At 70.4% G+C, this 14,938-nt stretch carries 13 protein-coding genes; 2 read left to right on the top strand and 11 right to left on the bottom strand.

Annotation, left to right across the window (positions count from 1 at the left end; genetic code table 11):
* Position 1: 1 nt before the first annotated feature.
* A complete protein-coding gene (locus KOI35_RS28955) occupies positions 2-1,870 on the bottom strand; it encodes a hypothetical protein (protein WP_215791802.1) in 1,869 nt (622 codons plus the stop codon).
* A complete protein-coding gene (locus KOI35_RS28960) occupies positions 1,870-2,709 on the bottom strand; it encodes a hypothetical protein (RefSeq protein WP_215792030.1) in 840 nt (279 codons plus the stop codon). Before KOI35_RS28960 ends, KOI35_RS28955 begins: the two co-directional genes overlap by 1 nt.
* Positions 2,710-3,116: 407 nt before the next feature.
* On the opposite strand from KOI35_RS28960, the gene KOI35_RS28965 reads away from it, so the two are divergent.
* Complete coding sequence (locus KOI35_RS28965) at positions 3,117-3,488, top strand: fluoride efflux transporter FluC (protein WP_308121199.1); 372 nt, start codon at positions 3,117-3,119, stop codon at positions 3,486-3,488.
* Complete coding sequence (crcB, locus tag KOI35_RS28970; RefSeq protein ID WP_215791803.1) at positions 3,485-3,832, top strand: fluoride efflux transporter CrcB; 348 nt, start codon at positions 3,485-3,487, stop codon at positions 3,830-3,832. The genes KOI35_RS28965 and crcB overlap by 4 nt, the downstream gene beginning before the upstream one ends.
* Here crcB and KOI35_RS28975 read toward each other — a convergent pair.
* The 9 genes from KOI35_RS28975 to KOI35_RS29015 all read right to left on the bottom strand — a co-directional run bounded on the left by KOI35_RS28975 (position 3,829) and on the right by KOI35_RS29015 (position 14,880).
* Positions 3,829-5,997 (bottom strand): MMPL family transporter, encoded by a 2,169-nt coding sequence (locus KOI35_RS28975; protein WP_215791804.1) that lies wholly within the window; start codon positions 5,995-5,997, stop codon positions 3,829-3,831. The genes crcB and KOI35_RS28975 overlap by 4 nt on opposite strands.
* A gap of 72 nt (positions 5,998-6,069) precedes the next feature.
* Entirely contained in the window at positions 6,070-6,714 is a 645-nt protein-coding gene (locus KOI35_RS28980; protein ID WP_215791805.1) for a LuxR C-terminal-related transcriptional regulator, read from the bottom strand.
* Positions 6,715-6,727: 13 nt separating this feature from the next.
* Positions 6,728-8,023, bottom strand: a complete 1,296-nt coding sequence (locus tag KOI35_RS28985) for a sensor histidine kinase (protein ID WP_246613916.1) — start codon at positions 8,021-8,023, stop codon at positions 6,728-6,730.
* An 83-nt stretch (positions 8,024-8,106) separates the two neighbouring features.
* Entirely contained in the window at positions 8,107-10,464 is a 2,358-nt protein-coding gene (locus tag KOI35_RS28990; RefSeq protein WP_215791807.1) for a hypothetical protein, read from the bottom strand.
* Positions 10,461-11,648, bottom strand: a complete 1,188-nt coding sequence (locus KOI35_RS28995; protein ID WP_215791808.1) for an acyl-CoA reductase — start codon at positions 11,646-11,648, stop codon at positions 10,461-10,463. Before KOI35_RS28995 ends, KOI35_RS28990 begins: the two co-directional genes overlap by 4 nt.
* A complete protein-coding gene (locus KOI35_RS29000) occupies positions 11,645-12,682 on the bottom strand; it encodes a LuxE/PaaK family acyltransferase (protein WP_215791809.1) in 1,038 nt (345 codons plus the stop codon). The genes KOI35_RS28995 and KOI35_RS29000 overlap by 4 nt, the downstream gene beginning before the upstream one ends.
* Positions 12,679-13,908 carry an AMP-binding protein gene (locus KOI35_RS29005; protein ID WP_308121200.1) on the bottom strand — a complete coding sequence of 410 codons (1,230 nt, stop codon included), beginning with the start codon at positions 13,906-13,908 and terminating at the stop codon, positions 12,679-12,681. Before KOI35_RS29005 ends, KOI35_RS29000 begins: the two co-directional genes overlap by 4 nt.
* A complete protein-coding gene (locus KOI35_RS29010) occupies positions 13,905-14,642 on the bottom strand; it encodes an SDR family NAD(P)-dependent oxidoreductase (RefSeq protein WP_215791810.1) in 738 nt (245 codons plus the stop codon). The genes KOI35_RS29005 and KOI35_RS29010 overlap by 4 nt, the downstream gene beginning before the upstream one ends.
* The gene (locus tag KOI35_RS29015; RefSeq protein WP_215791811.1) at positions 14,635-14,880 is read right to left on the bottom strand and encodes an acyl carrier protein; all 246 of its coding nucleotides are present in this window, start codon (positions 14,878-14,880) and stop codon (positions 14,635-14,637) included. Before KOI35_RS29015 ends, KOI35_RS29010 begins: the two co-directional genes overlap by 8 nt.
* Positions 14,881-14,938 lie beyond the last annotated feature (58 nt).

Consider the following 14,938-nt stretch of genomic DNA (forward strand, 5'->3'; position numbering starts at 1 on the left):
ATCAACGAACCGCGTTGGCCTGCGCCTCGGCGGCCTTACGAGCCCGCCGTCCGCGCACGAACTTCCGCCCGTCCCGCATGATCACGCGGTAGGCGCTGCGCGAGATCCACAGGAACCGGCCGGCCCAGGTCTTCTTGTAGAACTGGACCTCCCAGTCCATCTTGCTGACCTGCAGGTCGCGCGACTTGATGATCTGCTCGGTCCACTCCATCATCGCCAGCAGGTGGCTGGCCTGATAGCGCTGACGCCAGAGCGCCTCGGTCAGCTCGCGATAGCCGGCCACGTCGACCTGGGCCGCGCCGGGCGACACGGACAGCAGCTGCAGCCGGCGGTCGTGCTGGTCGGACAGGTTGAGCCCCTGGTCGGCGGCCTCGATCCGGACGTGCAGGTCGACGGCGTCGCGCACGCGGTCGGCGTCGACACCCAGGCCCACCATGCCGAGCATGGTCGCGGTCAGGTCGACCGCGTTCGAGGTGAGCGACCACGGGTGCGCCTGACCCGACGTGATCAGCTGGACGGCGAACTGCCAGACCGCGCGGATCTCGGCGGTGTCGACCGGCACCGGCTCGATCGACTCCCACCGGGTCGGCAGCAGGGACGGGCCGTGCTCGGTCACGAAGACATCGGCCAGGCCGGCCAGGGCCACCGGACCGGAGACCAGGCCGTCCTGAGCCTGAGCACGCAGCCAGGTGTCGTACTGGGTCAGCTCGACCCGCATCTGGCGCAGGTCGCTGGTGGCGGCCAGGTGCTCCAGGCGCTCCTCGAGCACGTAGCCGGCGTCGGCGCCGGGGGCCTTGGGCTCGCTGACGCGGCGCAGGCCCTCCCGCTCGATCGGCCCCTCGAGGGGTTCGAGCACCGTGGTGTGCACCTCGCCGTCGGCCGCGGAGGCGACCTCGTAGGCGAAGGTGCCCTGGGCGTCACCGATCAGCAGCGCGTGCCGGTCGACGGCGGGCGCCTCACCCGGGCCCCGGGCGATGACCAGCCAGGCCGGGGCGACCGTGCCCTCGGCGCCGGCCCGCAGCGCGCGGTTGACCAGGCGACGGGGGTCGCTGAGCACCGGCCGGCCCCGGAACGCGGCGGCGAACGCCTGCGACAGCGCGGTGCCGAGACGGGGACGCAGCGGGGAGCCGACCGTGCCGAGCAGGCCCTCGCCGACCAGCACGGTCGGGGTGGCGGGCTCGGGGAACGCCGCGTACGAGGCGGCGACCGTCAGGCCGGACTCGGCGAGCCGGGCCGCCAGCTGCTCCGGGGAGGCGGGGCGCTCGACGTCGTTCTCGTCGTCGGCCGGGTACCAGTCGGAGTCGAGGCGCTCACGGCTGCCCGGCTCGAGGCGCACGGTGTGGTGCACGCCGAGGCGGTTGTCGTGCACGAGCAGCAGCACGCCGTCGGGCTGGACGGTCTCGGCCAGCCGGTCGATCAGCTGGGCCGGGGTCATCTGCTCACCCTCGGCCGAGTTCAGCCGGTCGACGCCGTCGGCCGCGACGACCAGGTCGAACTTCTCGGCCGCGTCGAGCTTGACCGCGGCCCCGGCCAGGACGGTCACCCGCGAGTGGTTGCGGGCGGCGTCCTCGGCGTCGATCAGTGAGCGGAGCAGCCAGGTCACCGCGGCGCCGCTGTCGGCCAGGGCGACCACGACCTCGTCGGCGTGCGGGCCGGCGACCAGGACTGTGCGGCCCGGGCCGGCGTACCGGCTGAGCAGATGGCGAAGGACGGCGCCGCGCGGCAGCGGTTCGCTCCGCTGCGGGTCGCGGTCGCTCCAGGCGAACATCTCGCCGCCGATGCGCCGCAGGTTGTTCACCGGCGGCGCCGAGAGCGCGGCAGCGAAGTCCGTACCCTGGTTGGGAAGCAGGGCAGCGGAGCGCTCCGACATCACTTCACCCTCTCTGTGGAAGCGGGCCAGCCGAGGATGGCGCGCAGTTCGTCCGGACGGGCCAACTCGTCAGCGCCCAGCTGCTTGCGGGCCAGGGCATGGGTGACGGCGTTGTCGGTGTGGTGCCCATAAAGCTCAGGCCACTGACGGCGCAGGCGGGGCTCGCCGCCGAAGGTGGGGTCGGCGTTGTCGAGGACCATCGGGTCGCCGTAGACGGCGGCCTCCCGGCCGGCCAGCGCGCCGTACCAGACGGCGCTGCACAGCCGGTTCGACACTACCCGGCGGTGGCGGCGCAGCTCTTTGAGCTGGCCGACCAGGAACTCCCGGTTGTGGTCACGCCACCAGAAACCACGGTAACCGTGACAGATCACCCGGAAACCGGCGTTCTCGTAGATCTTGCGAACGCCCTTCATCCGGTACTCGTTCCAGTACAAGCAGGCGGTGACCGGACCGGTCTCGACCTTCTTGACCTCGTCGATCAGCTTCTGGTGGTCACCGCTGATCTGCTGGCCCTCCCACCCGTGGAAGGGGTAGAAGATCGTGCCCTCGGGTTCCGGGGCGTCGGCCGGCTCGGGCTCCATCTCCAGCAGGTAGGCGAAGGGAGCACCGACCACGATGACGTCGCGGCGGCCCTGCGACCACGACCGGCGGCGCGTCTCCTCGGACCAGACGAAGATCTTGCTGCCGTCTACGAACGGCGTGCCCGGGGCCAGGCCGTCACCCATGTTCCAGCCGTGCTGCAGGTAACCCTGCAGACGGGGCGGGTGCAGCGGGTCGGGCAGTTCGCAGTAGCGGGCCAACAGGTGGGCGTGACCGTAGTGATAGTTGGCGTGATGCATTCCCTCGTCCATCGCCGGCTGCTGGTGCGCCGCCATCTCGGTTCGCTCGGGCGCGCGATTTTGCCAGGCCTGGCCGTGCCACGACCCGGCAAGTCGACGCCGAAAGGTACCACCCAAGGTTAGGTTCCGCGCGCACCGTTAGGTAATCGTTCCCCGGTCGGAACGGCGAGCCGCGCGGCCGAAATGTCGGTCCCGGAGCGGCAAAGCGCCCGCGTACGGCGTTACGGAGCCGTCTCGACCGTCAATGCCCATGTGTCGCACATCACCGGATCAACCCGTAACTTCCGGGCGGTGCGACCCTTCTCAAGATCGTCGCCTACAGTGGACACTCAGAGGCCGGCCGGGGTGGACGCCGCCACGTCTGCCCCGGTCACCCCCGGTTTCCCGAGCACGATTAGCGTGATCACGTGGACGGTCGGATACTCACCGTGATCTCGGCGGGCGGCGTGCTGGGCGCGCTGTCCCGGCTCGGGCTCAACGAGGCACTGCCGCACGAGGCCGGCGGCTTCCCGTGGTCGACCTGGCTGATCAACGTGACCGGCTGCTTCCTGATCGGCGCCCTGGTGGTGTGGATCGCCCGCTTCCGGCCCGGGCAGCGCTACCTTCGCCCGTTCGTCGGCACAGGTTTCCTCGGTGGTTACACAACTTTCTCGACCGCGATGACCGACGTGCTGGGCTCGCCCACCGCGGTCGCCGTCGTCTACTTCGCCGCCACGATCGTCGGCGCCCTGCTGGCGGTGTGGGCCGGCACCGCCCTCGCCGAACGGCTGCCGCGATGACCGCCGCCCTGCTGGTGGCCCTGGGTGCGTCGCTCGGGGCGCCCCTGCGCTACCTGACCGATCAGGCCCTGAAGAGCCGGGCCCCGCTGGGCACGCTGGTCGTCAACGTGGCGGGGTCCCTGCTCCTCGGCTTCCTGATCGGCCTCCCGGCCCCGCACTGGGTCACCGCCCTGCTCGGCACCGGCTTCTGTGGCGCCCTGACCACCTACTCCACCTTCAGCCTGGAGGCGCTGACCCTGTTCACCTCGGGGCGACGGGGCCGCGCGGTGACGTACGTGCTGGCCAGCCTCGCGGCCGGCCTGGCCGCCGCATCTCTGGGCTACCTGGCCGGCCGCGCGCTCTAAACGACGGCGAGCTCGCGTTCGGTCGAGTCGACCGGCTGAGGGGCCGGCGGCTCGTGGGCGATCTGCGGCAGCCAGCCCAGCCAGCGCGGCAGCCACCAGTTCTTCTCGCCCAGCATCGCCATCACGGCGGGCAGCAGCACGGCCCGGATGATGGTCGCGTCGAGCAGCACCGCCGCCGCCAGACCGATACCGAGCTGCTTGGTCGAGGCCAACGGCAGCGTCGCGAACAGCGCGAACACCGCCACCATGACGACGGCCGCACTGGTGATCACCCCGGCCGTGCGACCGATGCCCTCGCGGACGGCCTGCTTGGTGGTCAGGCCGCGGTCGTGCCCCTCACGGATCCGGCTCAGCACGAAGACGTGGTAGTCCATCGAGAGTCCGAACAGGATGATGAACAGGAACAGCGGCATCCAGTTGGTGATCCCGTCCGTGGCCTGGAAGTCGAGCAGGCTCTCGAAGTGGCCGTACTGGAAGACGAAGACCAGCATCCCGTACGCGGCGGCGACCGAGAACAGGTTGAGCACGACCCCGGTCACGGCCACCACGACCGACCGGAACGAGACGAGCAGCAGCAGGAACGCCAGCCCGAGCACGAAGCCGAACACCCAGGGCAGGCTCGCGTCGAGTCGTGCGTTGAAGTCCGCGTTCCACGCCGCCTCGCCGGTGACCAGGGCCGGCAGGTCTCCGAAGGCGGCCGGCACGACCGTCTCGCGCAACTCGGTGAGCGAGGCGGCGTCGGCCAGCCCGATCGAAACCACCGCGACCGTCCGGGCCGGGTTCAGCTCGACCTCGACCGGACCGGTGAACTTGCCGTCACTGGCCTCGACCGCGGTCCGCAGCCTGGTCACGGCCGATTCAAGAGCCTTTCCCCGTACGCCCGGAGACTGCACCACGATGTCGGCCGCCGACGTCTCACTGGGGAACGCCGCGTCGACCGTCTTGTACGCCTGCACGATCGGCAGGGTGGCCGGCATGTCCTCGATCCCCTCGGCCTTGGTCTTGAGGTCGAGCATCGGCGCGGCCAGCGCGGCCAGCGCCCCGATCGCCAGCACGGCCGAGATCAGCGGCTTGGCCAGCACCAGGCGCAGGAAGCCGTTCCAGACCCGGCCATCGCTCCGCTTGCGATAGAGGCCCGGGATCTTCACCGCATCGACCTTGTCGCCCAGTGCCGAGAGCAACGCGGGGAGAACGGTCAGCGAACCGAGCATCGTCGTCGCGACGACCAGGATCGTGCCCACGCCGAAGCTGACGAATGTGGCGTCGAACGTGAAGAACATGCCGGCCATGGCCACGATCACGGTGAGACCGGAGATCCAGATCGACCGTCCGGACGTCTGAGCGGCGATCACCAGCGCGCGGTGCGGGTCGGCGCCGTTGCGGCGCTCGTCGCGTTCCCGGCGGATGTAGAAGAGGCAGTAGTCGACGCCGACGGCCAAGCCGACCAGCAGCATCACGTGCACGGTGGTGTCGACGGTCGGGGCCAGCCGGCTCGCGAAGGCCAGCAGGCCCATCGCCGCGACCACGGCCATGATCGCCAGCAGCACCGGCAGCAGGGCCGCGACCACCGCGCCAAAGGCGACCAGCAGGATGCCCAGGGTGACCGGGATGGAGAGCATCCCGAGGTTGGTCAGCCCCTGGTCGAGCTTGTCCCCGATCAGCTTGTCGCCGCTGGCCGAGCCGCCCTGGCCGATGTAGAGGTCGGGGTGCCCGGCCTGTACGCGGGCGGTGGTGTCGAGCGACGCCTGCACCCGGTCGGACGCGGTGTCGGCGTCGCCGCTGATGCTGAACGTGATGAGCGAGGAACGGCCGTCCGGCGACTCGACCGCCTTCTGCACGCCGGTGACGTCCGGTGTCTTCTTCAGCGCCGCGGTCAGCTCGGCGAGCGCGGCCGTGCGGTCGGTGCCGGCCCGGTTCTGCACGATGACCATCTCGCCGGCCGGCTTCTCCGGGAAGCCCGCCGCCTCGACGATCCGGTCCGCCTTACCAGAGTCCCCGTGTCCCTGGTCCGACGACGTCGCCTCGAGCGTGCCGAAGTGTCCGCTGAGGACGGTCACGGCAACGACGAACGCGATCCATCCGAGGATCGCCAGCGTCCGATGGCGGGCGCTCCATAGCGCGGCCCTGGCCGCGATGCCCTTCACTTGCTCCCCATGCTGCTTCATAGGAGAAAACGCTATGAAGAAGCTGAGAGCCGATCGATACGGCTGACGTGCGTATCGATAGTGGGGTTACCCCTACCCCTGAAGGTAGGCCAGCACTGCCATCACGCGGCGGTGCTGCTCCTCGTCCTGGTGCAGGTTGAGCTTGGTGAAGATGTTGCGCACGTGCTTCTCGACCGCGCCGTCCGTGACGACCATCTTGCGGGCGATCGCGTTGTTCGACATGCCCTCGGCCATCAGCCCGAGCACCTCGCGCTCACGCGGCGTCAGGGCGCGCAGCGGGTCGTCGCGGCGACGGCGGACGAGCAGCTGGCTGACCACCTCGGGGTCGAGCACGGTGCCGCCGCCGGCCACCCGGCGCAGCCCGTCGAGGAACTCAGCGACCTGGGACACCCGGTCCTTCAACAGGTAACCGACCGCGCCCAGGCGGTCGGCCAGCAGGTCGTCGGCGTACGAGACCTCGACGTATTGGGAGAGCACGAGGATCGGGGTGCCGGGCACCAGGCCGCGCGCCTCCACCGCGGCCCGGAGCCCCTCGTCGGTGTGCGAGGGCGGCATGCGGACGTCCACGATGGACACGTCCGGCTTGTGCCCGGCGATCGCGGACACGAGGGAAGGCCCGTCGCCGACGGCCGCCACCACCGTGTGACCGTTCTCCTCGACGAGCCGGACGAGTCCCTCACGCAACAGCACCGCGTCATCCGCAATCACCACCCGCATGGGGGTAATGCTGTCAGACGGGCAGCGCCGCGGTGAGCCGCGTCCCTCCCCCGGCCGGGCTCTCGACGTCGAGGACGCCGCCCGCGGCGCGCACCCGGTCGTCCAGGCCGGCCAGCCCGTGCCCCTTGGCCACGCTGGCGCCGCCCACCCCGTCGTCGGCGATCGAGACGATCAGGCCGGAGACGTTGCGCCGCACGCTGACCTGCACCTCGTTGGCGTAGCTGTGCTTGGCCACGTTGGTCAGGGCCTCGGCCACCACGAAGTAGGCGGTCGACTCGAGGGCGGGCTCGAGCCGCTCGGCCACCGGGGCGTCCAGGTCGACCGGGATGGTGCAGCGGCTGGCCAGCGCGGTCAGGGCGGCCTGCAGACCGCGGTCGACCAGGATCGGCGGGGCGATGCCGCGGCTGAGTGCGCGCAGCTCGTCGAGCGTCTCGCGGGTCTGGGTCAGTGCCTCGGCCACGGTCGCCCGGGCCGCCTCGGGGTCGGTGCTGAACTGCTGCTCGGCCCGGCCGAGGTCCATCGCGAGCCGCACCAGGCGCTGCTGCGGGCCGTCGTGGATGTCGCGCTCGAGCCGGCGCAGGGCGGTGGCCTCGGCCGAGACGGCGGCCGCCTTCTGCTGCTGGGCCACCTCGCGGGCCGCGTTCGCCTCGGCGACCTGCTCGCGCAGCTCGTTGACCCCGCTGAGCAGGCCCCGGGCGAAGAGCGCCTCCATCAGCGCGGCGCCGCGGACGACCGGGTAGAGGGTGCCGGCGAAGAAGACGCCGCAGGCGAAGTAGAAGACCACCCGGGTGAACGTGCCGTCACCCATGCCGAGCAGTTCGGGCAGGTCGACATTTTCCGGCGGGTGCGGGACCGACCAGTCCCACAGCAGCACGGTCAGGCCGCCGATCGCGCCTGCCCACCAGGTGATGACGAAGCTGAAGGCGATCGTGCTCGGGATGAAGCGGAACATCCCGTGCAGCAGGTCGAGCCAGGACTGCCCGTCCGTCATCGGCTTGAGCACCTGACTCCAGAAACCGTTCCCGGCGGCCTTCTTGTAATAGGGGTGCGGGACCTTGCGGCCGAGCACCGGGCCGATCCGGGCCCGCTCCAGCGTGGCGAAGCCCCGGGCGGTCATCACGGTGGCCAGCAGGATCGGCAGGCCGACCCAGATGATCAGCGTGCCCAGGCCGGTGAAGAACAGGCTCATGAACAGCGCGACGGTGAGGATGCCGAGCGGGAAGCCCAGCAGCACGTACTGCGTGTCGATGCCCAGTTGGCGCACCAGCCGGGCCATCGGGGAGGGCGCGGGAGAGGCGGTCGTCGTCATGTCCTTGACGCTAGGCATCGGCGCTCCCCGTTCCGATCCTGCTCACCGCCCGGTCGACGGTAGGGTTAACCCCACCGTAGGCGTCATGGCAACTCATAAATGTTGACCGGGCCCGACGTGAAGCGCAGTTTGGCCACCCGGGTCAGGTTGGGCGAGACGACTCCGGCCGCCCGGTCGTCGGCGAAGAGCCACTTGGCGCCGTAACGACGCTGCAGCTCGGCGATGTCGGCCGCCTGCCCGTCGGCGAAGACCTTCTCGTTCAGCCGGAAACGCTCGAAGTCGGCCGGGGGCTGCCGCATGTACCGCTCGCCGTTGACCCCGTCCGCGGCGACCGCGGCGTCGGTGTAGCCCCAGCTCTCGATGACCATGCGGCGGCCGGAGAGCCCGGCCGGCCAGAACGCCCGGGCGTCGCAGGCCGAGGCCCAGTCGATCGGCACGCAGTGCACGTTGGTGGCGACCACGTCGTCCCGGGCCGAGTTCCGCTCGAGCCACTGGGCGGCCAGCATCTCTTCGGGCAGCACGTTCTTGTCGACCGTGTCGACCTTCTCTTCGACCGGGGACGTCGCGCGGTCGGCCTCCTCGATCTGCCGCTGGGCCCCGCCGACCAGCCCGGCGCCCAGGACGGCGGCCAGGATGCCGGCCGGGAGCGCCTGCCACGGGGTGCGCCCGGTGAAGACCCGGCGCAGGATCAGCGCGATCGCGGCGACGCAGATGGCGACGACCGCCGTGCGGACCACCGGTTCGACGAGGATCAGGGCCCAGCGGACCACGCGGCCGACCGGGGGCGGGTGCATCTGCGGGGCGACCAGGGCCCAGATGCCACCGGCCAGCACCCCGGCCAGCGCCGGCCGCCAACTGCGCGACAGCTCGGCCATCAGCCAGGCGACAGCGATCGTGCCGAACGGCGCCGCATCCATGTAGAAGTAGATCTGGCTGGCCGAGGGGTGCCACAGCAGGAACGTGGCGCCGGCCCCGGCCGCGGTCATGCCGGCCAGCATCCAGGCCGCCGGTTCGGTGCGCGTGGGCCGGGCGACCAGCCCGGCCAGGGCCAGCATGCGCGGCGTCTGCATGAGCAACCACCACAGCAACAGCCCGGCGATGTAGACCTGACCGGCGCGGGTGGCGTGCTCGACCCCGTACGGGAGGGAAAGGTTTCCGTCGATGGTGTCCTGGTAGCCGATCGTGTCGCGATAGGGCACGAACCAGTAGAAGATGGCCAGCGGCTGGAAGCCCAGGGTGCCCGCGCCGCCGCCCGCGAAGATGCGGAAACCGAGCACCACGGCCGAGGTGGTGAGCGCGGAGAAGGCCAGGATCGGCAGCAATCGGCGACGATGCGCGAACAGGGCGATCACCACCGCACCGGCCATCCCGGCCAGGAACGGGGGCAGCGCGCTCGACTTGGCGCCCGCGCAGGCCAGGGCCAGCGGGAAGACCAGCAGCCAGGCCCAGCGCAGGCGACCACCGCGGAGCACCTCGACGGCGAAGGTGACCAGCAGGCCGAGGAGCGGGATCACGTACGCCTGGGAGGGGCTGTACTGGCTGATCGGGTTGACGCCGAGCGCGGTGGTGGCCGTGCCCAGCAGCAGGGGCAGCCCGATGATGGCGGTCGCGCCGCCGAGCGCACCGGCCCACCACTTGCCGCTGAGCGTGCGGCCCAGCGCGGCCAGCACCAGGATCGCGGTCGCGGCGACCGGCACGGTCCACAGCCGCAGCAGCACGACGGCCGGGTCGATCTGGGTGATCATGCTGGCCGAGGCGATGTCGCCGTCGGACAGGTAGTGGTAGTGCAGCGCCTCACCGGCCACCTGCGGCACCTGGAACGGCAGGTCGCGGGTCATCTCGTGGATGAGTGCCAGGTGGTAGTAGAGGTCTTGATAGAGCACCCCGCCCGCGGGCGGCAGCGGCGTGGTGGCCCAGTTCGGATATTCCGAGAGGATCAGCACGACCAGGGCCGCGGCGATGATCCACGACCAGCGCACCGGCAACGGACGCGGATCGGTCACCCGCCAGTGCCGATGCAGCCGGGGCACGGCCAGGAACGGCACCACCAGCAGCGCCGGCCACCACGGCAGCAGCACCTGGGTGCCCATCCACGCGCACAGCGCCCAGCCGCCCAGCATGATCAGCATGCCGGTGGCGGCGCCCAGGCCCAGGTCTTCCGGCAGGTTGCCGCGGCTGCCGCGCAGGGCCCGATGGATCAGCGTGCCGGGCAGCACGACGTCGACGGCGAAATACAGCGCGTAGAGCGCGATGTCGCGGCCGCTCACGCCCGTGATGAGCAGACAGATCACGAGCGTGGTGGCCGGGATGAGCCAGGGCAGGATCGCGTTCGGCAACCGCAGGTAGCGGTAAACCGGAATGCGGCGGCGAGGGACCTCCGAGGGCTGCGGCTGCGATTGCGGCTGCGGCGGCGCCTCGGCGGTGTCGAGCACGGCGGTCACTCTACGAGTGTCGTCAACCGGGTGAACTCGCGCGGGAGGTCGTAGCCATCCCACAGGGAACCGAAGGTAAGAGCCGACCCGAACGGGACGATCCGGTCGACACCACGCCCGCCGAGGGCCAGCGCGAACTCGCGCAGCTGCTCGTGCGAGAAGCCGAAGTGGCTGAACGTCTGGTCCTGCCGGTTCATCGCCGGCACGAGCTCGAGCAGCGAGCTGACCTGGGCGAACGGGAAGGCCCCGGCCCCGATCCAGCGGCGCGGCGCGTCCGGCACGGTGATCAGCGACATCGCGGTCACCGAGTTGGCCGGGAACTCCATCGCCGAGATGGCACCGGTGGCCGCCATGCCGTACGCGTTCACCCTCTTCTCGACGGCCATGGCGGCGTCGATCTCCCAGCCGCGCTGACCGACCGTCTCGAGCAGGAGAGTGACAAATTCTTCCCGTACGTCGTTCGTGTCGTCCCCGACCAGGAAGACCGTGCGGGGTGACGAGCAGGCCGCCTGGTCGAACCAGTACGAGTCGTTGGTGAACCCGAGCACCGCCGCGCGCCGCTGGGCCGGGTCGGCCGCCCGCCAGCCGTCGGCCGAGAGCGCCGCCCACGACGTGCGGTCGGGGAAGGTCAGGTCACGGGCCGAGGGACGCAGCGGGTGCTTGCGGATCGCCTCCACGGCCGAGTCACCACCCCAGATCACCCGCAGGTCGGCCCACTGGCTCAGGGCCGCGGTGACCTTGTCGTCGCGCCCGTAGGTGATCATGCGCTGGGTGCGGGCGATCACCGGGTCGGCGTCGGCCAGCACCTCGTTGAGCGCGGTCAGGATGGTCTCGGCCGCGGTGGCCGAGCGCTCCGAGATGCGGACCACGTTGTGGTTGCCGGCCAGCGCGGAGAGCGCCCACGAGTACACGAAGATCGTGTCGACGTTGGCCGGCGGGATGTGGAAGACGTTGCCGCGCGGGAAGACCAGCGCGTTGTCGTGCTGCATGTGCTCGACCGCGCGGTGCAGTTCGGCCGGGCGCAGGAAGAAGCCGAGCGAGCCCAGTTCGGGGTGCCGCCGGGCCACGGCCGGGGCCAGCAGCTTGCGGGCCAGCTTGCCCAGGAAGTCGATGACCCGCGGGTCGCCGACGGTGAGGCGGTCGTCCGAGGGGGCGGTCAGGTCGCCCTCGACGCCGAAGCGGTACTGGATCACGCTGCCTCCCGGTAGGTGTCGGAGCAGCCCCGCGCCTCGGCCCGGGGCAGCCGGCCGAGCACCGAGAAGCGCTTGCCGGGCCAGTCGCCGTCGTCGACGCCGTGCACGACGCCCTGGTCCTCGGTCAGCAGCACGTGACCGGGGTAGGACGTCGGGAGGGTGCTGATCACCTCGATCAGACCGGGCTTGCCGACCGGCTGCTCCTCCCACGTCTCGGGGTCGCGGATGACCACGTCGGCGAAGTCGGGGCAGTAGAGCGAGCCGCCGGTGGGGCCCTCGAGGAAGATCGTGCCGATCTGCTCGATCATCCCGTAGTAGTTGTGCACCTTGGTCAGCCCGACGCCGGACAGCCGGGCGCGGAACTCCTCGGGCGAGACGGCCTGGTCGATCAGCTTCTTCCAGCCGCCCGAGTGGATCAGGATGCCGTTGCTGAGGTCGAGTCCGTTGTCCCGGGCCACCTCGTAGAGGTGCAGCCAGACCAGGTAGGTGAAGCCGAAGATCAGGAACGGCTCGTCGCCGTACTGCTCGAGGAAGCCCTTGAGCGCCTCGACGTCGACGTGGCCCTCGTTGTCGAGCGCCCACACGTGGTTACGCCCGAAGTTCGACATGCCGAGCACGCCGGCGCCGCGCGCGCTGAACGACTTGCGGTCCTTCAGCATCGCCTTGGTGTCGACCAGGATCATCGGCAACCGCTTGGGGCCGAGCACGCTCTGCACGGTGGCGCCCAGCTTGCGGGTCTGCTCGGCGGCGGCCGCCTTGTCCAGGTAGATCTTGCTGACCTCGGCCCCGGTGGTGCCGCTGGACGTGAGGACCTTGTACACCTCGTCGTCCGGGATGCTCTTGAGCTCGAGGTTCTTGAACAGCCGCACCGGCAGCCAGGGCAGGCCCGCGACCGACGAGGCCGGCTGATAGCCCGACGCGGCGAGGATCCGCGCGTAGGGCTCGCAGTTCTCCCGGTGATGCTCGGTCAGCGCGGAGAGCTCCTTGAGCAGGACCTCTTCCTTCGCCGCCTGCGGCAGGGTGAAGACACTCACAACGAAGACTCCAGCGCCCGATAGTCGACCTTGCCGTTGGGCAGCAACGGCAGCGCGTCAACAGTACGCACTTCGACGCCGGAGAAATGTGTCCCGAGCCACTCGGCGATCTTGGTGCGCAGGCCGCGGGCCTCGTCGTCCGAAATACCTTCGGCGAAGACGCACAGCTTGTCGTCGCCGGCCACCGCGGTGACCGGGAAGTTCTTTTCCACGTCGTCCAGGTTGATCCGGACGCCGAACACCTTGGCCATCCGCTTCCGGCGGCCGGTGATGAACAGGAAGCCCTCGTCGTCGACGCGACCGAGATCACCGGTGTGCAGCGCGCCACCCTGCACGTCGCCGAGCGCCAGATCGGCCGCGGTGTCGGCGTAGCCCATCATCACGTTGGGCCCGCGGTAGACGACCTCGTCGTCCTCGATCGTGAAGGTGCCGCCGGGCAGCGCCAGGCCGACCGAGCCGAGCTTCTCGTCGAGCCGCTCGGGCGGGAGCGTGGCCATCCGGGGCGCCGCCTCGGTCTGGCCGTACATCACGTAGAACTTGCCGCCGACGGTCGCCATCCGCTGGGCGAAATCGGTCACCCGGTCGGTGCGGAGCCGGCCGCCGGCCTGGGTCAGCGAACGCAGCGCCGGATATTTCGCCGGGTCGAAGCGCAGCCGGCGGAGCATCTCGTACTGCGAGGGGACGAACGCCATCGAGGTCACGCCGTGCTCGTTGACCGCGGACCAGAAGGCCTTCTGCATGATGCCGGTGCGCTCGAGCACCACCGTCGCGCCCCGGATCAGGTGCGAGTTGAGGACCGACATCCCGTACGAGTAGAAGAGCGGGAGCGTCGTGATGGCGACCTCGTCGGCCGTGATGTCCAGAACCGAAGCGATCTGCTCGGCGTTGGTCCGTACGGCCTCGGCCGACAGCCGCACCAGCTTCGGGTTGCCGGTCGAGCCGCTGGTGGTCAGCAGCAGCGCCAGGTCGGGGTGCACCTCGGTGGTGGTGTAGCGCTCGATCAGGTCGGCGTGATCGCCGTCGGGGTCGAGCAGCACGACCGGGCGGCCGAGCCGGAACGCGGCCAGATAGCGGGCGATCGAGGACAGGGTCGTCTCGATCGGCAGGAACACCACCCCGCCCGGCTCCGGCGCCAGCGCGGCCTCCGCCGCCTCGATCATCTCTTCGGTCAGCGTCTCGCCGGTGGCCGCGTCGATCACGCGGGCACCGGGGTGGAGCAGGTTCACAGCGTCAATCCTCCGTCGACCCCGAGCACCTGGCCGGTCACGAACCGGGCCTGCTCGGAGAGGAGGAACGCGATCACGTCGGCGACCTCGTCGGCCTCGCCCAGCCGGCCCAGCGCGGTGTCGGCGATGCGCTCCTCACGGCCCTTGTCGTCCAGGGTGTCGAGCATGTCGGTGGCGATGAAGCCCGGTTCGACCGCGTTGACCCGGATGCCCTGTTTGCCGAGTTCCTTGGCGGCCGACTTGGCCAGCGCGGCCACGGCGGCCTTGGAGGCCGAATAGACGGCCTGGCCGGCGATGCCGCGCGAGGCGGTGATCGACGACACCAGGACCACGGCCGGGCTCTTGCCCCGGGCCAGCAGGCGGGCCGCGCCGCGCAGCGTGTAGACCGCGCCGGCCGAGTTCACCGCGAACAGGCGCTGGATGGTCGCGTCGTCGGTCATGCCGAGCATGCCCGCCGCGTGCGTGCCGGCGTTGACCACCAGCGCGTCCAGGCGCTTGAAATTCTGGAAGGCGAGCTGGGTCAGTGCCTTGGCGGTCGCGGGGTCACCGATGTCACCATGGCCGCTGACCGCGGTCACGCCATACTTGGCGGCAAGTTCCTCAGCCACCGCGGCGACTGCATCGGCACCGTGGCCGTGCAGCACAAGGTCGTGCCCTCGCTCCGCGAGACGCGTTGCGGTGGCACGACCGATACCGCGGGAGGCGCCTGTCACCAGGGCCACCCGGTCACTCATCGAAGCTGACCCCGTACTTACCGAGGATGCGGACAGCCTCTTGGAAGCTCGACATGTTGATGACGTCGTCTGTGTCAATCATCACGGAGAACTCGTCCTCGATGGCCGCCACCAGAGACATGTGGGCCAGGGAATCCCACTTCTCGTTGTCCTGGTATTGCAGGTCGTCCACGGGCGCATCCGCCGGAAGGTCCAGGGAGGTACGGAACGCCTCGCGCAGTCTCTGCAGGTCACTCACAGGGGTTCTCCAAAGGGGCTGGGTGAACAGAGGATTCTTAACTTCGTCGCACTCGGTT

This window comes from Paractinoplanes bogorensis, from assembly GCF_018829635.1.
Classification (GTDB): Bacteria; Actinomycetota; Actinomycetes; order Mycobacteriales; family Micromonosporaceae; genus Actinoplanes; species Actinoplanes bogorensis.

Excerpts from the sequence above, each read along its gene's own strand:
- KOI35_RS28955 (WP_215791802.1), bottom strand. The coding sequence starts at position 1,870 with ATGTCGGAGCGCTCCGCTGCCCTGCTTCCCAACCAGGGTACGGACTTC.
- KOI35_RS28960 (WP_215792030.1), bottom strand. The coding sequence starts at position 2,709 with ATGCATCACGCCAACTATCACTACGGTCACGCCCACCTGTTGGCCCGC.
- crcB (WP_215791803.1), top strand. The coding sequence starts at position 3,485 with ATGACCGCCGCCCTGCTGGTGGCCCTGGGTGCGTCGCTCGGGGCGCCC.
- KOI35_RS28975 (WP_215791804.1), bottom strand. The coding sequence starts at position 5,997 with ATGAAGCAGCATGGGGAGCAAGTGAAGGGCATCGCGGCCAGGGCCGCG.
- KOI35_RS28980 (WP_215791805.1), bottom strand. The coding sequence starts at position 6,714 with ATGCGGGTGGTGATTGCGGATGACGCGGTGCTGTTGCGTGAGGGACTC.
- KOI35_RS28985 (WP_246613916.1), bottom strand. The coding sequence starts at position 8,023 with ATGACGACGACCGCCTCTCCCGCGCCCTCCCCGATGGCCCGGCTGGTG.
- KOI35_RS29010 (WP_215791810.1), bottom strand. The coding sequence starts at position 14,642 with ATGAGTGACCGGGTGGCCCTGGTGACAGGCGCCTCCCGCGGTATCGGT.